Genomic DNA, 19046 nt, shown 5'->3' on the forward strand with positions numbered 1-19046 from the left:
GGGTCGTCGTACACCTGTAAGAGGCTGCCGAAGGCTGCGATCTTTTCGCCCTTCAGAAGCCCTGCGGTGTCGAGCGGGCCACAATCGCTTCCACATCCAGCCCTCGCGGCAACGTTCCATACACCCGACCGGCCGAACCGAGGCGGCTGGCGATGAACGCATCACTGACCGCCGCATTACCCGCCTCCAGCAACAGCCTGGCCTGAAGCCCCAAGGCGATGTCTTCGGTGAGCTGGCGGGCGCGGTATTGAATGTCGTCGGTGTCCTTGAACGCCTTCTGCAACTGGCCGATGTGTGTGGCCAGGCGTTTGTCGCCATGGCCATCGCCCAACTCGTTGAACAGCACATCGAGCACGCCCGGTTCTTTCGACAACGCGCGCAACACGTCGAGACATTGCACGTTGCCGGAACCTTCCCACGTCGAGTTGACCGGTGCCTCACGGTACAGTCGCGGCAAGATGCTTTCTTCGACGTAACCGGCGCCGCCCATGCATTCGGCCGCTTCGTTGATCATCGCGGGCGCGCGTTTGCAGATCCAGTACTTGCCCACTGCCGTCACCAATCGAGCGAATTTCGCTTCGTGGTCGTCATCCAGATGATCCAGCGCTCGCCCCATGCGCAGGCTCAACGCCAGGGCGGCTTCGCTTTCCAGGGCCAGGTCGGCCAGCACGTTTTGCATCAAGGGTTGTTCGCTGAGCAACTTGCCACCGACCTGGCGGTGGGCGCAGTGATGGCTGGCCTGGGTCAGGGCCTGGCGCATCAGCGCGCTGGAGCCGACCATGCAATCGAAACGGGTCATGGCGACCATTTCGATAATGGTCGGAACGCCCCGGCCCTCTTCGCCGACCATCCAGGCCAGGGCGCCACGGAACTCCACCTCGCTGGAGGCGTTGGACCAGTTGCCGAGTTTGTTTTTCAGCCGCTGTATGTAGAACTGATTGCGCGTGTCATCCGGACGATGACGCGGCAGCAGGAAACAGGTCAGCCCTTTGTCGGTCTGGGCCAGGGTCAGGAAGGCGTCACACATTGGCGCCGAGCAGAACCACTTGTGGCCCACCAGTTCATACGCCTGGCCCGGCCCACCGCCCCCCACCGGAAACGCCTTGGTGGTGTTGGCCCGCACATCGGTGCCGCCCTGTTTCTCGGTCATCGCCATGCCGATGGTGACTCCGGCCTTATGGGCCATACCGACATTGCGCGGGTCGTACTCGGTGGCGAGGATTTTCGGCAGCCATTGCCGGGCCAGATCCGGTTGCAGGCGCATCGCCGGGACGCTGGCGAAAGTCATGGTCAACGGGCAACCGCTACCGGCCTCTGCCTGACTGTGCAAATACGTCATGGACGCGCGAGCCACATGAGCGCCCGGTTGCGGATCGGTCCAGGGCAACCCTGTCAGGCCATGCTCCACCGCCGTGTGCATCAACTGGTGATAAGCCGGGTGAAACTCCACCAGGTCGATGCGATGGCCGTAACGGTCATGGCTGACGAACACGGGTTTGTTTTGATTGGCCGCAAACCCGGCCTCCATCAGCGGCCCGCCGGCCAATGCGCCGTAAGCGTCGATCCGCGACTCGGCCCAACCGGCATCGAACCGTCGCGACCATTCCTGCAAAGGCAGGTCGATGCGATAGAGGTTGATGCCATCCAGCGACGGTGGCTGGTTGGTGACTTCGTGGGTTTCGGCGAACTGATGCAGGTTCATGACGGGACTCCTTTGGTCAGCCAAGGGCTTCAGTTAAGCACCGCCCCGAGGCTGAACAAAGTGGCATATCTGCCTAAATGTCGGCGCTTTCGCCTTGTCCAGAACAGAGCACCCGTCGATAGAGCGCGGCCTGCAAGTCCTCGAATTTCACCGGTTTGTTCAGGTAGTCGACCACGGTGTCGCTCGGGCAGTGCACTCGGTCCGCACTCAGGGCAATCATGAACACGGGTAATTCGGCGCAACCCGGCAACGCACGGATCCGGCGGCAGATGGAGGCGCTGTCCACTGGCGGCAACTGGCAATCGAGCAATACAGCGTCAACGGCTTCACATTGCAATTGATCGAGCGCAGCAAGGCCATTGTCAGCGGTGCGTACCCGGAACCCGAGCTTGAGCAACATGCCGCGCATCACCAATTGATTGATGCTGTTGTCATCGACCAGCAATACCGTGCACTCCTGGGGCAAGCGCAGGCCGGTGGTCTGCCGGGTGATCGAGGGAGCAGGCTCCACCAACGACAGCTCGAATTCGACGTCCAGCTGGAAGCGGCTTCCACGGCCTGGTTCGGAACGGTGGCTCAGGCGCCCCCCGAGCAATTCGACCAACTGCCGACAGATCGCCAGGCCAACGCCAAGACCGCCATATTCACGGGTCATCGAGCCGTCGAGCTGGAAGAAGCGCTGGTACAGCGTCGCCTCCCCCAGATCGGTAAAACCGATGCCGGTGTCGATCACCGCAAAAGACAGCGCCAGCCGACCGGGCTCCGCCGCCGGTTTACCCGTCACCCGCAGCGCCAGACCACCGACTCGGGTGAATTTGATTGCGTTGTCCAGCAAGCATTCCAGGCATTGCACCAGCTTGCCGCTGTCGCCGAACAAACGATCCGGCAACCCGGGTGCTACCTCGACCTTGAAGTCCAGCGACTTGCTCGACGCATTGCCATCGAACTGCCCGCGCAAAGACTCGACCATACTGCGCAAGCTGAACGTGTCCGGATAGACCTTGAGCTTGCCGGCCTGCAATTCGGTCAGGGTGAGGATGCCGTTGACCATGCGCATCATGTCCCGCGCCGAACCTGCCGCCGTTTGCTGATACTGCTCCAGCTCTGGGTTCATCTCGACGGTCTGCATCAGCTCCAGCGAACCGATCACACCGTTCATGGGCGTGCGCAGTTCGTGGGTCAACGTGGCGAGGAATTCGTCCTTGAGCCTATTGCTGTGAGCCAGTTGCTGGTTCAGCACCTCAAGCTTCTGGCCGGCGTCGAACAACGTCTGTGCCTGATGCTCGCGCATGGCGTTGATACGATCAGCCAGGGCCAGGGACAGCAACGCCACTTCAAGCGCCGAGCCGATCTGGCTGGCGTACATGGTGAGGAACACGTTGGGCAAATACCCCAACACCATCATCGTGTTGACGACGCCACCGAGCAAAAATGCCGACCAGGCAATGATGAAGTAGCGCGCCACCCTCAAGCCACGCCACCAGGCGAAAACCCCGGCAGCGAAAATCGCTACGGTAAAGACCAGTGCCAACGCCGTCGCCAGACGCAGGGCCAGGGCGTAACTGGTCATCAGAGATAACCCGACCACCAGCGTACTGAACGCGATCAGCGCCAATAGCACACGGTCCAGCCAGCGGCTGTGGGTGGCCGTCCGCAGGAAGCTGCGGGCGAACTGGCTGCCGAACAACCCTGAACAGCCGATGAAGAACGGCGTCGCGGCATTGGCCCACCACGGATTGTTCGGCCAGAAATACTCCACGGCCGCACCGTTCACCGACAGCTGATACAAGCCGAACGAGGCGATGTAGACGATGTAATAGAGGTAACTGGTATCGCGCACACTGAGGAAGATGAACAGGTTGTAGACCAGCATCCCCAGCAACACGCCGTAAATCAGCCCCAGCACATAAAGCCGCACCGGCTGCTCTTCAAGGTAAGCAGTGCTCGACCACAAGGTGACGGGCGCCTGGATCGAGCCTTCGCTTTGCAGACGCAGGTACACGGTTTGCGCCTGCCCGGGCGCAAAGCTCAGACCGAACAGATAGTTGTTCTGACGAATTTCGCGAGTGGCGAACGGCAACGCATCGCCCGTCTGTCGGACCAATTGATAGTCGCCGCCAGCATCGGGCAAGTACAAATCAAGGTGATCGAGGGGTGGATAGGCCAATTCCAGCAGCCAGGTCCGTTGCGCCGACGGATTGGTCGGACGGTATTGCAGGTCGATTTTCAGCCAGAACGCCGAACGCGAATAGCCGGCGTTGAGGGTGGCTTTATCGTGGGGTTTGAAGTGCCCGGCCGCGGCTTGCGCACGGACATCGGCAATGGTCGCTTGACCGCCCGGGTCTTCATAAACCTGCATCGTTCGGCCCAGGGGAAGGCTCTGGGTGAACTCGTCGAACTCGACGGCGCTCGCCAGGAGGGGCAAGCACAACAGCAACATCAGCAAATAGCGCATTTAAGCCCCAGCGTGGCCTGTCCGGTTCTGTCAGGAAGCCCCCCATTCCTTTTGAGTAGACGTAAAACCGGTATTACCTGTTATTGGTTTGGATCCACTCTAGCATAGCCGTTAGTGGCCATTGAACACCATTGAATTTTTTCCTAAAAAGGCTCTAGCACGGGCGTTCCAGCGCTATGTATTGAGCTAGAGCTGTTGGCTTGATCAGGATGCGACAATGTCCCGGCGAGTGATGAACACCTGTGGCGAGGGGGCTTGCCCCCGTTCGGCTGCGAAGCAGTCGTAAATCTGCCGACGCGGTGTTCCAGACAGAAGGCAAAGGGGGCGCTTCGCACCCCAACGGGGGCAAGCCCCCTCGCCCACAATGTATCGGCCGGACTGGACGTCGCAACACCCGAAAAACATGTTTGGTGGTAAGCTCGCGCACCATGAATATCTACAGCTCTCGCCCCGTTGTCCTCTGTCTCTCCGGCCACGACCCTAGTGGTGGCGCCGGCTTGCAGGCAGATATCGAAGCCCTGCTTGCCCAGGGTTGCCATGCGGCTCCGGCCGTCACCGCCCTGACCGTGCAAGACACAGTCAACGTCACTGACTTCCGCGTGCTCGATCGCGAGTGGGTACTGGCCCAGGCCAATGCCGTGCTCAACGACTCCGAAGTCGCCGCCGTCAAGCTGGGCATGCTCGGTTCCCTGGAAATGGTCGACACCGTGGTCGAACTGCTTTCAGCGCACCCGCATTTGCCAGTGGTCTGCGACCCGGTGCTGCGTGCCGGCGGTGGCGGACGACTGGGCAAGGACGAAGTCGGCTACGCCATGCGCGAACGCTTGCTGCCGTTGTCGATCATCGCCACCCCTAACCTTCCCGAAGCCCGCATCCTCGCCGAACTGCCCGAAGGCACCGCCGACGAGTGCGCGGAAAAACTCCTGCCATTCGTCAAACACCTGCTGATCACCGGCGGCCATGGCGACGAACACGAAATCCACAACCGCCTGTACAGCCGCGACGGTCGCCGCGAAACCTTTACCTGCCAGCGCCTGCCCGGCAGTTATCACGGTTCCGGTTGCACGCTGGCCAGCGCCCTCGCCGGTCGCCTGGCCCAGGGTGAACACCTCGCCAGTGCCGTACAGAGCGCGCTTGACTACACTTGGCGCACCCTGCGAGATGCGGAACAGCTGGGCAAAGGCCAGTTCGTGCCCCGCCGCCTGCCGCTGGATTTCTGTTCGTAACTTTCGATGCGTAAAGCGCAGAGGCTTGTCCGATGAAACTACGTGGCCTGTACGCCATTACCGACAGCCAGCTACTGGCCGGTAAATTTCTTTCGTACGTGGAGGCGGCGCTCGAAGGCGGCGTCACCCTGCTGCAATACCGCGACAAAAGCAGCGACGAGGCCCGCCGCCTGCGCGAGGCCGAAGCCCTGCGCGATCTGTGCGATCGCTACAAGACCCAGCTGATCATCAACGACGACGCCGAACTGGCCGCGCGACTGAATGTCGGCGTGCACCTGGGCCAGACTGATGGCCCACTGATGCCGGTGCGAGCACTGCTCGGGCGTCAGGCGATCATCGGCTCGACCTGCCACGCGCAACTCGAACTCGCCGAACAAGCCGCCAAGGAAGGCGCCAGTTACGTCGCCTTCGGCCGCTTCTTCAATTCCAACACCAAGCCTGGCGCCCCGACATGCAGCCTCGACTTGCTTGATCAGGCCCGCAGCAAACTGCACCTGCCGATCTGTGCGATCGGCGGCATCACCCTGGACAACGCCGCCCCGCTGGTGGCCCACGGCGTCGATCTGCTGGCGGTGGTGCATGGCCTGTTCGGCGCCGAGAGCACGGCTGAAGTGACGCGTCGCGCCCGCGCCTTTAACGAATTGTTCAAATCCTGATTTTGAGAGCCAAATAATGTCTCGTTCCGAAACCCTGTTTGCCAATGCCCAGAAACACATCCCCGGAGGCGTGAACTCGCCTGTTCGTGCGTTCAAGAGCGTTGGCGGCACGCCGTTGTTCTTCAAACACGCCGAAGGCGCCTACGTCACCGACGAAGACGACAAGCGCTATGTGGATTACGTCGGTTCCTGGGGCCCGATGATTCTCGGCCATAGCCACCCGGACGTGCTGGACGCGGTGCGCAAACAGCTTGAGCACGGACTGTCCTACGGCGCCCCGACCGCGATGGAAACCGAGATGGCCGATCTGGTCTGCTCGATCGTGCCATCGATGGAAATGGTGCGCATGGTCAGCTCCGGCACCGAAGCGACCATGAGTGCGATCCGTCTGGCCCGTGGTTTCACCGGTCGCGACAGCATCATCAAATTCGAAGGCTGCTACCACGGTCACTCTGACAGCCTGCTGGTCAAGGCCGGTTCCGGCGCCCTGACCCAAGGCGTACCGAGCTCGGCCGGTGTACCGGCGGCGTTCGCCAAACACACCCTGACCCTGCCGTTCAACGACATCGACGCAGTAGAAGCCATGCTCGCCGAAGTCGGCCAGGACGTGGCGTGCATCATCGTCGAACCGGTGGCCGGCAACATGAACTGCGTACCGCCGGCACCGGGTTTCCTCGAAGGCCTGCGGACCCTGTGCGACAAGCACGGCGTGGTGCTGATTTTCGACGAAGTGATGACCGGTTTCCGTGTCGCCCTCGGCGGTGCCCAAGCCTTTTACGGCGTAACACCGGACCTGAGCACCTTCGGCAAGATCATCGGTGGCGGCATGCCCGTGGGCTGCTTCGGCGGCAAACGCAAAATCATGGAACACATCGCGCCACTGGGCCCGGTCTACCAGGCCGGTACGTTATCGGGTAACCCGCTGGCGATGGCGGCTGGCCTGACCACGCTGCGTCTGATCAGTCGTCCGGGCTTCCACGCCGAGCTGAGCGACTACACCAGCCGCCTGCTCGATGGCCTGCAACAGCGCGCCGATGCCGCTGGCATTCCGTTCGTGACCACTCAGGCCGGCGGCATGTTCGGTCTGTACTTCAGCGGCGCCGACGACATCGTCACCTTCGATGACGTGATGGCCAGCGATGCGAACCTGTTCGGGCGCTTCTTCCACCTGATGCTCGAAGGCGGCGTGTACCTGGCGCCGAGCGCCTTCGAAGCCGGCTTCACCTCGATCGCCCACGGCGAAACCGAGTTGAAACTGACGCTGGACGCCGCCGAACGTGCCTTCGCCGCACTGAAGTAAATCTGCGACGCTGACGTTGGCGATTGCCAGCGTCAGCTTTCACCTACATCCGCTCCCTTTTTCCTGCTCAGCTGCCAATAATCCCCCGCAAAGTGGGTGATATAGTCCCCGCGCAGCAGAAAAACGAGTAAAGACTTTGTAAGGTTGGCCCTGCTTATTTCATAATGCGCGCTTATTGGATCCCTCGACGGGTCCGCGCGCCCCTCAGAGGTAAGTCGATTCCCATGAACCGCACCGGCCGCACCCTTGCATTGGGCTGCCTGTTGCTCCTTCAGCCCCTGCTCGCGCTCGCACAAGCAGGCGGCAACTCGTTGTTGATCCCGGCGATGGGTCGCTGCACCCTCAATACTCAGCCGCAAGACCTGACGCAAGCGCTCGCCGCCTGCCAGAAAGCGTCGGATGAAGGGGATGCGCAAGCGCAATACGAGTTGGGTGAGTTCTACTACGAAGGCAAGAACGTGCCGCGCGACCTCAATAAAGCCCTGAGCTACTTCGAAAAGGCCTCGCTGCAAGGTCATGCCCAGGCGCAATTCAAACTCGGCACCATGTTCTTCCATGGCGAAGGTGTACCGGCCAATAACATTCAGGCGTATATCGTGCTGAAAATGGCTGCGGTCAACGGCGCCGAAGACGCGCTGGACACCGCCGACGAAGTCGCCGAAAAAATGCCCCGCGAAGACCTGGAAGTTGCTACCCAGGTGCTGGGGCAAATTTTCCGTAAATACCTGATGGAATTGCAGAGCGCCGACGGGCGTACGCCGTTTTCGCCACTTCCCTGAATTGAACACGCCCCCCTGTGGCGAGGGAGCTTGCTCCCCGCTCGGCTGCGCAGCAGTCGTAAAACCCAAGAACGCGGTGTGCCAGACTTATCGTGATTGCAGATCTCGGGGCCGCTTCGCGCCCTGGCGGGAGCAAGCTCCCTCGCCACAAAAAGCCATTCTCACCTTAGAAAAACCTGCTGCTTACTTCTCAGGCATCGGCATCGGAAACGGCATGACATTACCGACCGCGCCGCGGGCTTCGCTGATTTTCGGCGTGCCAAGGCGTTCGACCTCGTCGATGCGCACGATCGAATGCATCGGCACAAAACTGCGCACAACGCCTTCGAACTGAGCCTTGAGCTTTTCTTCGCTCGGATCGACGACCACTTGCGTGCGCTCGCCAAAGACGAACTCTTCCACTTCCAGGAAGCCCCACAGATCACTTTGATAGATCTGCTTGGCGTACATTTCGAACACCTGGCCCTGATTGAGGAAAATCACCTTGTAGATTGGAGCTTCACGTTTGGTCATGGTGGGCGGGTAACACATCGGGGATAAAAATGAGGGCGCGAACTATAGCATAGCCACCGGACGCGCAGCGGTAGGAACCTTGGGACATGTTCCCTATAATGCGCGGTTCTTTGAATCACGTGATGAATCTTTCCATGGCCAAGAAGCTTTACATCGAAACCCACGGTTGCCAGATGAACGAGTACGACAGCTCGCGCATGGTCGATCTGTTGGGTGAACATCAGGCCCTGGAAGTCACCGCCCGCGCTGAAGACGCCGACGTGATCCTGCTCAATACCTGCTCGATCCGTGAACGCGCCCAGGACCGGGTGTATTCCCAGCTCGGCCGCTGGCGCGAACTGAAACTGGCCAATCCGGAAATGGTCATCGCCGTCGGCGGTTGCGTGGCCAGCCAGGAAGGCGCGGCCATCCGTGATCGCGCTCCGTATGTCGACGTGGTGTTCGGCCCGCAGACCCTGCACCGCCTGCCGGAAATGATCGACGCCGCGCGCGCTACCAAACTGCCGCAAGTCGACGTCTCGTTCCCGGAAATCGAAAAATTCGACCACTTGCCCGAACCGCGCATCGATGGGCCGAGCGCTTACGTGTCGGTCATGGAAGGCTGCAGCAAGTACTGCACCTTCTGCGTGGTGCCTTATACCCGCGGTGAAGAAGTCAGCCGGCCGTTCGACGATGTGATTGCCGAGATCATCCACCTGGCCGAAAACGGCGTGCGCGAAGTGACTCTGTTGGGGCAAAACGTCAACGGCTATCGCGGGACCACTCACGACGGTCGCCTGGCCGACCTGGCGGAATTGATCCGGGTGGTCGCCGCCGTCGATGGCATCGACCGGATTCGCTACACCACTTCGCACCCGCTGGAGTTCTCCGACAGCCTGATCCAGGCCCACGCCGACGTACCGGAACTGGTAAAACACCTGCACTTGCCGGTGCAATCGGGCTCCGACCGAATCCTCGCGGCGATGAAGCGCAACCACACCGCGCTGGAGTACAAGTCCAAACTGCGCAAACTGCGGGCCGCCGTGCCGGGGATCTGCATCAGTTCGGACTTTATCGTCGGCTTCCCGGGCGAGACCGAAAAAGACTTCGAACAGACCATGAAGCTGATCGAAGACGTCGGTTTCGACTTCTCCTACTCGTTCGTCTACAGCCAACGCCCGGGCACCCCGGCCGCCGACCTGGCCGACGAAACGCCGGAAGAACTGAAAAAAGAACGCCTGAATGCCCTGCAACATCGCCTGAACCAGCAAGGGTTCGAGATCAGCCGACAAATGGTGGGCTCCATTCAGCGGATTCTGGTTACCGATTATTCGAAAAAAGACCCTGGCGAACTGCAGGGGCGCACCGAGAATAACCGTATCGTCAACTTCCGCTGCGACAATCCGACCCTGATCGGCCAGTTCGCCGACGTGCACATCGACGCCGCGCAACCACACTCGCTGCGGGGTTCGCTGATCCAATAACAGCAGGCCATAGAGCCTTTGTGGCGAGGGAGCTTGCTCCCGCTCGGTTGCGAAGCAGCCGCAAACAAGACACCTCGATCCTGAAAGATTGAGGCTGGATGATTTGGGAGCGCTTCGCACTCCAGCGGGAGCAAGCTCCCTCGCCACAGTTATCCAGTGAGACTGCTTTAAGAGCTTTCGCACCCAGGCGACTGGCGTTATCCTTTATTTCATCAATATTGCCCCAGGGCGGCTAAATACGACCTTGAACGCACCCATAGAACCACATCGTTTCATCCTCGAGCCTTTTGAAGCTCGCCGCTTCGCCAATTTGTGCGGGCAATTCGATGAGCATCTGCGCTTGATCGAACAGCGCCTGACCATCGAGATCCGCAACCGCGGAAACCAGTTCGAACTGATCGGCGAGCCCAAGCACACCACCTCCGCGGAAAACCTCCTGCGTCGCTTGTACCGGGAAACCAAGGGTACCGAGCTGTCGCCGGACATGGTTCACCTGTTCCTGCAGGAATCGGCCGTCGAGGAACTGGACAACCACTCCCCCGCCGAACCGTCCGTCGCCTTGCGCACCAAAAAAGGCATGATTCGCCCTCGCGGCTTGAATCAACTGCGCTACGTGAAAGAAATCCTCGGTAACGACATCAATTTCGGCATCGGCCCGGCCGGTACCGGCAAGACCTATCTGGCTGTTGCCTGCGCGGTAGACGCACTGGAACGCGAGCAGATTCGTCGCATCCTGTTGGTGCGTCCGGCGGTTGAAGCGGGTGAAAAACTCGGTTTCCTGCCCGGCGACCTGTCGCAAAAAATCGACCCGTACCTGCGCCCGCTCTACGACGCGCTCTACGAAATGCTCGGCTTCGAATATGTCGCCAAGCTAATCGAGCGCCAGGTCATTGAAGTCGCGCCACTGGCCTACATGCGCGGCCGCACGCTGAACAACAGCTTCATCATCCTCGACGAAAGCCAGAACACCACCGTCGAACAGATGAAGATGTTCCTGACCCGGATCGGCTTTGGCTCCACGGCGGTCATCACCGGTGACATCACCCAGGTCGACCTGCCACGCGGCACCAAGTCCGGGCTGCATCATGTGATCGAAGTGCTCAAGGACGTTCCGGGCATCAGCTTCACCCACTTCCAGCCCAAGGACGTGGTGCGCCATCCGCTGGTACAACGCATCGTCGAGGCGTACGAGCGCTTCGAAAATCGCGCTGCCGATGCCGCGCCAAAGGACACCCCGCACGATGCTTGAGCTTGATCTGCAACTGGCCAGCGACGCACCTGCCCCGAGTGAAGCCGAGTTCCGGAAATGGTGTGAACTGGCCCTGCGCCAGCGCACCGCCGACTCCGAGCTGACCATTCGTCTGGTCGACGAAGAAGAAGGCCGCGAACTGAATCACACCTGGCGGCAGAAGGATTACGCCACCAACGTGCTGTCATTTCCTGCCGATGTGCCGGACGAGTTGCTGGATATCCCGTTATTGGGCGATCTGGTGATCTGCGTGGCCGTGGTCGAGCGCGAAGCCGCCGAACAAGGCAAGGCACTCAACGCCCATTGGGCGCATCTGGTCATTCACGGCTGCTTGCATCTGCTTGGTTACGACCATATAGATGACGACGAAGCCGAAGAAATGGAAGCACTGGAACGAACGTTGCTTGCAGAACTGGGTCATCCGGACCCTTATGCGGACGACGAAACAGACACATCCCCTATCGTTACAACAAAGGATTCAGAGTAATCGCTATGAGCGAAGATCGATCGAGCAACGGGCAGAAGTCTTGGCTGGGTAAGCTCACCCAGGCTTTTGCCCACGAGCCGAAAAACCGCCAGGAGCTGCTGGAGCTGCTGCGCGATGCACACCAAAACAAGTTGCTGGACAGCGAAGCGCTGGCCATCGTCGAAGGCGCCATCCAGGTTGCAGACCTGCAAGTACGGGACATCATGGTCCCGCGCTCGCAGATGATCAGCATCAAGGCGACCCAGACACCTCGCGAGTTCCTGCCCGCCGTGGTCGACTCGGCCCACTCCCGCTACCCGGTGATCGGCGAAAGCCATGATGACGTGATGGGCGTGTTGCTGGCCAAGGACTTGCTGCCGTTGATCCTCAAGGAGAACGGCGACAGCTTCAACATCAAGGACCTGCTGCGCCCGGCCACCTTCGTGCCCGAGTCCAAGCGCCTGAATGTGCTGCTGCGCGAATTCCGCGCCAACCATAACCACATGGCCATCGTCATTGACGAATACGGCGGCGTGGCCGGTCTAGTGACCATCGAAGACGTGCTCGAACAGATCGTCGGCGACATCGAAGACGAGCATGACGTCGAAGAAGACAGCTACATCAAGCCGCTGCCCAGCGGTGACTTCCTGATCAAGGCCCTGACGCCGATCGAGAACTTCAACGAGTTCTTTGACAGCGAATTCTCCGACGACGAATTCGACACCGTCGGCGGACTGGTGATGAGCGCGTTCGGGCACTTGCCAAAACGCAACGAAATCACCGAAATCGGCGCCTATCGCTTCCGCATCCTGAACGCCGACAGCCGTCGGATTCATTTGCTGCGTCTGACACCTATAGCTCGGTAACTCTAAGGATTGAAATGCGCTGGATGACCCGCCCCGGCTGGCCCGGTAACCTGCTGGCCGTGGCGGCCGGTGCACTCACCACCCTGGCCTTGGCGCCATTCGATATCTGGCCGCTGGCATTGCTGGCGGTCGGTTTCTTTTACGCCGGTTTGCGCGAACTGAGCCCCCGTCAGGCCCTGGGCCGTGGCTGGTGTTTCGGTTTCGGCCTGTTTGCCGGCGGAACCAGCTGGATCTACTACAGCATTCACAACTTCGGCGGCGCATCTGTACTGCTGGCCGGGTTCTTGATGCTGCTCTTCACCGCAGCGATTGCCTGGTTCTTCGCCTTGCCCGCCTGGATTTGGGCGCGCTGGCTGCGCCGTAACGAAGCGCCGCTGGCCGATGCCCTGGCGTTTGCGGCGCTGTGGGTGGGTCAGGAAGCCTTTCGCGGCTGGTTCCTCACCGGTTTCCCGTGGCTGTATTCCGGTTACAGCCAGCTCGACGGCCCATTGGCCGGGCTCGCGCCGGTCGGCGGGATGTGGCTGATTTCCTTCGCGCTGGCCCTGACCGCCGCACTGGTCTATAACGCACCGCGCCTGATTCGCACCGCTCGCAAGGGCTTTATTGCCGCTGGCGTGTTGCTGCTGGCCGGCCCGTGGGTGATCGGCCTGGCGCTCAAGGAACACGCCTGGACCAGCCCTTCGGGTGCGCCGCTGAGCGTCGCGGCAATTCAGGGAAACATCGAACAAAGCATGAAATGGGACCCGTCGCAGATCAACGCGCAGTTGGCGCTGTACCGCGACATGAGTTTCAGCTCCAAACCCGTCGACCTGCTGATCTGGCCGGAAACGGCGGTCCCGGTACTCAAGGAGTCCGTCGAGGGCTATCTGGACATGATGGGCAGCTTCGCTGCAGAGCGTAAGTCCGCGCTGATTACCGGCGTGCCGATTCGACAGGAAGTCCATCACGAAAAGCGCTACTTCAACGGCATTACCGTTGTCGGTGAAGGCGATGGCACTTACCTGAAGCAGAAACTAGTGCCATTCGGCGAATACGTTCCGTTGCAGGAAGTCTTGCGCGGCCTGATCGCGTTCTTCGACCTGCCGATGTCCGACTTTGCCCGTGGACCGGCCGATCAACCGCTGCTACAGGCCAAGGGCTACCAGATTGCGCCGTACATCTGCTACGAAGTGGTCTACCCGGAATTCGCCGCCGGCCTCGCCGCCCACAGCGATTTGCTGCTGACCATCAGCAACGACACCTGGTTCGGCACCTCGATCGGCCCATTGCAACACTTGCAGATGGCGCAGATGCGCGCCCTTGAGGCCGGCCGCTGGATGATCCGCGCCACCAACAACGGCGTGACCGGCCTGATCAACCCGTTTGGTCAGATCACTGCCCGGATCCCGCAGTTCGAACGCGGTATTCTATACGGCGAAGTAGTGCCAATGCATAACCTGACGCCGTATCTGCAATGGCGTTCGTGGCCGTTGATCATCATTTGCTTGCTGTTGTTTGGCTGGGCGTTGATGGCCAACCGGATGGCGAAGACCGTTTAACCCGGCAGGATCATTCCCATGCACTGGCGTGGGAATGATCACTCCTCAACAGGCTCGCCTCGATAGAACATCCAATACCCGACCTGCCCCACGAGCTCATTCATCAACTGCCCCGATTGCCAGATCGATTTGAATTCCGGCATCCAGCCACCCAGTGGCCGCGCATTGTCCACGCCTAAAAACCCCACCGGCGCCGGCACCACCTCAAATCCGGCCTGCTCAAAGCTCCACACCGCCCGCGGCATATGCCACGCCTGAGTCACGACCACCACCCGTTTGATCCCCTGCGGCAACAATACCTGGGCGCTGAACTGCGCGTTTTCCCAGGTTGTGCGGCTGCGCCCTTCCTGCCAGCGTACCGTCACGCCAAAATCATCGAGCAACGAATCTGCCATCAGCTGCGCTTCAGTCGGCGGTGTCCCGTAATGCAGGCCGCCGCTGGCCAGAATCGGCAAGCCGGAAGCCTTGGCCAGACGCGCGGCATAGCGCTCGCGCCCAAGACCTACGCCGGTGGGCTGGTCGACGCCCCAGGCCAGGTCGCCACGCTCACGCCCGGAACCCAGCACCACGATCGCGTCGGCGCGCTGGCCCAGGGTGGCCCATTCCTCGCGCACGAGCGGCGGCTCGCGCTCCAGAACCCTGGCAGTCCACTCCACCATGACTGGCAGGCTCATCAACCAGAAGCCACCCACCCCCATAACGAAGCACGCTCCCGCCAGCCTCGGCCTTGAGCGGCGCCACCACCAGGCGAGTACCAGTAACAGCAAAAGAACGCCGGGCGGCAATAGAAGTTGTTTAATGAAATAACGAAAAGGCATCGGGCATCTCCATAGATGCCCGAAGCCTAAGTGGGTTAACGCAATGCGACAACAAATGCGGAAGGACTTTATTTCAAAAAACCATATGCGATGGTTTCAAGTGTCCTTACTTGAACTGCAGAGACCGGACCTTTACCGCGCCTCCGCCGGGTGTCTTATCCTTGAGCCAGAGGATCTTGGCCGTACGTGGTGCCTCGAGTTGCTTCATTGCTGCTGACAAGCATCCGTGCGTTTCACGTTCACTACGGTCCAGATAGGCCTTGACCAGTTCAAACTCTGCGGGGGTCAAACCACGCAGTTCCAGCTCCAGGGGACGCTCGTCGCGAAGCCGTCCAGCGGTTTTGGCCGCGTCCAGGGCCATTGCGAGACGGTCGATCAGTCTTTCGTACAACTCCGGTTTTGTAGCTTTTTGCTGTGAATCAACCATCCATCACCTCATTGAAGATAAGACTCACTCCCCTTTTAGAGCTTAGCTTCGCTGAAAAAACCGGCTGAGCGCCGCGACCAACGGCCCTTGGGGCGGGAATTGACCGCGCCCTTGCGTGTAATCAGGGTTTCCCTCGGTAGAGTGCCGTCATGTATGCTACGGCGCTTCCTGTAACTCCACTTCCAGCTCGGCTGGGCAGCGAAACGCCGATTGGGCGTCATCACCGTCCAGCGTTGCATTGAAGAGGATTAGGCCACCCCTATTCAGTTCAAAAGTAGCCATGCACGAACAATATCAGCCCCGTGAAATCGAAGCCGCCGCCCAGTCGTTCTGGGACGAGCAAAAGTCCTTTGAAGTCAGTGAACAGCCAGGCAAGGAGACTTTCTACTGCCTGTCGATGTTCCCTTACCCCAGCGGCAAGCTACACATGGGGCACGTGCGCAACTACACCATCGGCGACGTGATCTCCCGCTACCAGCGCATGCAAGGCAAGAACGTCCTGCAACCCATGGGTTGGGACGCGTTCGGCATGCCGGCGGAAAACGCCGCGATGAAGAACAACGTAGCGCCCGCCAAGTGGACCTACGAAAACATCGCCTACATGAAAAGCCAGCTGCGCAGCCTGGGCCTGGCGGTGGACTGGTCGCGCGAAGTGACCACCTGCAAGCCCGATTACTACCGCTGGGAACAATGGCTGTTCACTCGCCTGTTCGAAAAAGGCGTGATTTACAAAAAAAGCGGCACTGTGAACTGGGACCCGGTCGACCAGACTGTTCTGGCCAACGAGCAAGTGATCGACGGTCGCGGCTGGCGTTCCGGCGCGCTGATTGAAAAGCGCGAAATCCCGATGTACTACTTCAAGATCACCGCTTACGCGGATGAGCTGCTGGAGAGCCTCGACGAACTGACTGGCTGGCCTGAACAGGTCAAGACCATGCAGCGCAACTGGATCGGCAAATCCCGCGGCATGGAAGTGCAGTTCCCGTACGACGTCGCTTCCATCGGTGAAGCCGGCGCGTTGAAAGTCTTCACCACCCGTCCGGATACCCTGATGGGCGCGACCTACGTTGCCGTGGCCGCCGAACACCCTCTGGCTGCCCTGGCGGCGCAGAACAACCCTGAACTGCAAGCGTTCATCGCTGAATGCAAGGGCGGCAGCGTTGCTGAAGCCGACGTCGCCACTCAAGAGAAAAAAGGCCTGCCGACCTCGCTGTTCGTCGAGCACCCGCTGACCGGTGAGAAACTCCCGGTATGGGTCGCCAACTACGTGCTGATGCACTACGGCGATGGCGCGGTCATGGCAGTTCCGGCGCACGACGAGCGTGATTTCGAGTTCGCCCACAAGTACAACCTGCCGATCAAATCGGTGGTGCGCACAAGTGCCGGTGACACTAATCCTGCCCCGTGGCAGGACGCTTACGGCGAGTACGGCACGCTGATCAATTCCGGCGAGTTCGATGGCCTCGACTTCGCAGGCGCTTTCGACGCTATCGAAGTCGCACTGATCAAGAAAAACCTCGGCGCCTCGCGCACCCAGTTCCGCCTGCGCGACTGGGGCATCAGCCGTCAACGCTACTGGGGCTGCCCGATCCCGATCATCCACTGCGATACTTGCGGTGATGTACCGGTCCCGGAAGATCAACTGCCCGTGGTGCTGCCGGAAGACGTGGTACCGGACGGCGCTGGTTCGCCGCTGGCACGCATGCCCGAGTTCTACGAGTGCGCTTGCCCGAAATGCGGTGCACCGGCCAAGCGTGAAACCGACACCATGGACACCTTCGTCGAGTCCTCGTGGTACTACGCCCGTTACGCCTCGCCGCACTTTGAAGGTGGCCTGGTAGAAAAATCGGCGGCCGACCACTGGTTGCCGGTGGATCAGTACATCGGCGGTATCGAACACGCGATTCTTCACCTGCTCTACGCGCGCTTCTTCCACAAGCTGATGCGCGATGAAGGCCTGGTGAGCTCCAACGAGCCATTCAAGAACCTGCTGACCCAGGGCATGGTGATCGCCGAGACTTACTACCGTCGCGAAGCCAACGGTGCCTACACCTGGTTCAACCCGGCGGACGTCGAACTCGAACGCGACAGCAAGGCCAAGGTTATTAGCGCCAAGCTGATCGCAGATGGCCTGCCGGTGGAAATCGGCGGCACCGAGAAGATGGCCAAGTCGAAGAACAACGGCGTCGATCCACAGTCGATGATTGACCAGTTCGGTGCAGACACCTGCCGCCTGTTCATGATGTTCGCCTCGCCACCTGACATGAGCGCGGAATGGTCCGACTCCGGAGTAGAAGGTTCGCACCGCTTCCTCAAGCGCGTCTGGCGCCTGGCTCAAGCGCACGTCACTCAGGGCCTGCCGGGCAAACTGGACGTCGCCAGCCTGAATGACGAGCAGAAAGCCATTCGCCGTTCGATCCACCAGGCCATCAAGCAGGCCAGCCACGACGTCGGCCAGAATCACAAATTCAACACCGCCATCGCCCAGGTGATGACGCTGATGAACGTGCTGGAAAAAGCCCCGCAAGGCACCGAACAGGATCGCGCGCTGATTCACGAAGGCCTGGAAACCGTGACTCTGCTGCTGGCCCCGATCACCCCGCACATCAGCCACGAGCTGTGGCATCGCCTGGGCCACGCCGACCCGGTGATCGACGCCGGTTGGCCGGTGCTGGACGAAAGCGCGCTGGTACAGGACAGCCTGCAACTGGTCATTCAAGTGAATGGCAAGCTGCGCGGCCACATCGAAATGCCAGCCAGCGCCAGCCGCGAAGAAGTCGAAGCCGCCGCACGGGCCAACGAAAACGTCCTGCGCTTCGTCGATGGCCTGACTATTCGCAAAGTGATCGTAGTGCCCGGGAAACTGGTCAATATCGTCGCCAGCTAAAAATTGGATCGGGCGCCAGGTGAGCCTGGCGCCGAGTAAAACCTTTCGGGCCGCTTGACCGGCCCACATGGTTTCAAGGGGAGCAACAAGATGATCAAACGCAATTTGCTGGTGATGGGCCTTGCAGTCCTGCTGAGCGCCTGCGGTTTCCACCTGCGTGGCACCGAAACCACCGAACTGGCGATCAAGGAACTCGACCTGAGTGCCCGCAATGCCTACGGCGAAACCGTGACACAATTGCGTCAGGTACTGGAAAGCAGCGGCGTCCGGGTCTACAGCGGCGCACCTTACAAACTGGTGCTGACCGATGAGCAGGAAAGCCAGCGCATCCTCAGCTATGCCGGTGCCGGCCGTACTGGCGAGTACCAGGTGAACACCGTGCTCAATTACGACATCCGTGGTCAAGGTGGCCTGCCACTGCTGAGCGACAAGCTTGAAGTGCAGAAGGTGTTCATCCACGATGGCAACAACCTGGTAGGTTCCGACCAGGAAGCCAACGATGCCCGCCGCGAGACTCGTCGTGAACTGGTTCAACGCATGATGCTGCGTCTGCAACAGCTCACTCCGACTCAGTTGGAGCAGCTGCAACAGACCGCCGACGCCCGGGCCAAGGCTGAAGCCGCCGCGCTGGAAGCAGCGCAGAAAGCTGAAGCGGAGACTCCGCGTCAGTCGCCTGTCGAACTGCCGCAGCAATAAGACTT

At 60.4% G+C, this 19046-nt stretch carries 16 protein-coding genes; 11 read left to right on the forward strand and 5 right to left on the reverse strand.

Going from position 1 to position 19046, the window contains the following annotated elements:
• Nucleotides 1–52: 52 nt before the first annotated feature.
• Nucleotides 53–1702: an acyl-CoA dehydrogenase family protein gene (locus tag AC07V0_RS15060; RefSeq protein ID WP_086945932.1), complete on the reverse strand. Its 1650-nt coding sequence runs from the start codon at nt 1700–1702 to the stop codon at nt 53–55.
• 73 nt (nt 1703–1775) lie between these two features.
• Nucleotides 1776–4157 carry a hybrid sensor histidine kinase/response regulator gene (locus AC07V0_RS15065; RefSeq protein ID WP_086945933.1) on the reverse strand — a complete coding sequence of 794 codons (2382 nt, stop codon included), beginning with the start codon at nt 4155–4157 and terminating at the stop codon, nt 1776–1778.
• A gap of 428 nt (nt 4158–4585) precedes the next feature.
• Between AC07V0_RS15065 and AC07V0_RS15070 the strand changes: the two genes are divergently transcribed.
• The 4 genes from AC07V0_RS15070 to AC07V0_RS15085 all read left to right on the forward strand — a co-directional run bounded on the left by AC07V0_RS15070 (nt 4586) and on the right by AC07V0_RS15085 (nt 8118).
• Nucleotides 4586–5383 carry a hydroxymethylpyrimidine/phosphomethylpyrimidine kinase gene (locus AC07V0_RS15070; RefSeq protein WP_019581334.1) on the forward strand — a complete coding sequence of 266 codons (798 nt, stop codon included), beginning with the start codon at nt 4586–4588 and terminating at the stop codon, nt 5381–5383.
• A 32-nt stretch (nt 5384–5415) separates the two neighbouring features.
• Nucleotides 5416–6039, forward strand: a complete 624-nt coding sequence (gene thiE / locus AC07V0_RS15075) for a thiamine phosphate synthase (RefSeq protein ID WP_018925770.1) — start codon at nt 5416–5418, stop codon at nt 6037–6039.
• Between the two features lie 16 nt (nt 6040–6055).
• Nucleotides 6056–7339, forward strand: a complete 1284-nt coding sequence (gene hemL / locus AC07V0_RS15080) for a glutamate-1-semialdehyde 2,1-aminomutase (RefSeq protein WP_086945934.1) — start codon at nt 6056–6058, stop codon at nt 7337–7339.
• Nucleotides 7340–7563: 224 nt separating this feature from the next.
• Nucleotides 7564–8118: a tetratricopeptide repeat protein gene (locus AC07V0_RS15085; RefSeq protein WP_018925768.1), complete on the forward strand. Its 555-nt coding sequence runs from the start codon at nt 7564–7566 to the stop codon at nt 8116–8118.
• A gap of 183 nt (nt 8119–8301) precedes the next feature.
• On the opposite strand, the gene AC07V0_RS15090 is transcribed toward AC07V0_RS15085, so the two are convergent.
• Nucleotides 8302–8631 (reverse strand): DUF1820 family protein, encoded by a 330-nt coding sequence (locus AC07V0_RS15090; RefSeq protein WP_003185742.1) that lies wholly within the window; start codon nt 8629–8631, stop codon nt 8302–8304.
• Nucleotides 8632–8765: 134 nt separating this feature from the next.
• Between AC07V0_RS15090 and miaB the strand changes: the two genes are divergently transcribed.
• The 5 genes from miaB to lnt all read left to right on the forward strand — a co-directional run bounded on the left by miaB (nt 8766) and on the right by lnt (nt 14213).
• A complete protein-coding gene (gene miaB / locus AC07V0_RS15095; RefSeq protein WP_018925767.1) occupies nt 8766–10094 on the forward strand; it encodes a tRNA (N6-isopentenyl adenosine(37)-C2)-methylthiotransferase MiaB in 1329 nt (442 codons plus the stop codon).
• A gap of 244 nt (nt 10095–10338) precedes the next feature.
• On the forward strand, nt 10339–11343 hold the full coding sequence (locus AC07V0_RS15100) for a PhoH family protein (protein ID WP_019020889.1): 1005 nt from the start codon (nt 10339–10341) through the stop codon (nt 11341–11343).
• Nucleotides 11336–11830 carry an rRNA maturation RNase YbeY gene (gene ybeY / locus AC07V0_RS15105; RefSeq protein ID WP_018925765.1) on the forward strand — a complete coding sequence of 165 codons (495 nt, stop codon included), beginning with the start codon at nt 11336–11338 and terminating at the stop codon, nt 11828–11830. The genes AC07V0_RS15100 and ybeY overlap by 8 nt, the downstream gene beginning before the upstream one ends.
• Before the next feature lie 5 nt (nt 11831–11835).
• Complete coding sequence (locus tag AC07V0_RS15110; RefSeq protein ID WP_007909641.1) at nt 11836–12675, forward strand: CorC family transporter; 840 nt, start codon at nt 11836–11838, stop codon at nt 12673–12675.
• A gap of 14 nt (nt 12676–12689) precedes the next feature.
• On the forward strand, nt 12690–14213 hold the full coding sequence (gene lnt / locus AC07V0_RS15115) for an apolipoprotein N-acyltransferase (RefSeq protein ID WP_086945935.1): 1524 nt from the start codon (nt 12690–12692) through the stop codon (nt 14211–14213).
• A gap of 38 nt (nt 14214–14251) precedes the next feature.
• On the opposite strand, the gene AC07V0_RS15120 is transcribed toward lnt, so the two are convergent.
• Nucleotides 14252–15031, reverse strand: a complete 780-nt coding sequence (locus AC07V0_RS15120) for a YdcF family protein (RefSeq protein ID WP_019581338.1) — start codon at nt 15029–15031, stop codon at nt 14252–14254.
• Nucleotides 15032–15137: 106 nt separating this feature from the next.
• Nucleotides 15138–15458, reverse strand: coding sequence for a hypothetical protein (locus tag AC07V0_RS15125; protein WP_019650894.1), 321 nt, complete (start codon nt 15456–15458; stop codon nt 15138–15140).
• A gap of 280 nt (nt 15459–15738) precedes the next feature.
• Between AC07V0_RS15125 and leuS the strand changes: the two genes are divergently transcribed.
• Both leuS and AC07V0_RS15135 read left to right on the forward strand, forming a co-directional pair.
• Nucleotides 15739–18345, forward strand: a complete 2607-nt coding sequence (gene leuS, locus AC07V0_RS15130; protein ID WP_019581340.1) for a leucine--tRNA ligase — start codon at nt 15739–15741, stop codon at nt 18343–18345.
• 90 nt (nt 18346–18435) lie between these two features.
• Nucleotides 18436–19041 carry an LPS-assembly lipoprotein LptE gene (locus AC07V0_RS15135; RefSeq protein WP_064620598.1) on the forward strand — a complete coding sequence of 202 codons (606 nt, stop codon included), beginning with the start codon at nt 18436–18438 and terminating at the stop codon, nt 19039–19041.
• The last annotated feature ends 5 nt before the right edge of the window (nt 19042–19046 follow it).

This window comes from Pseudomonas sp. GW821-FHT01E10 (genome assembly GCF_059422365.1).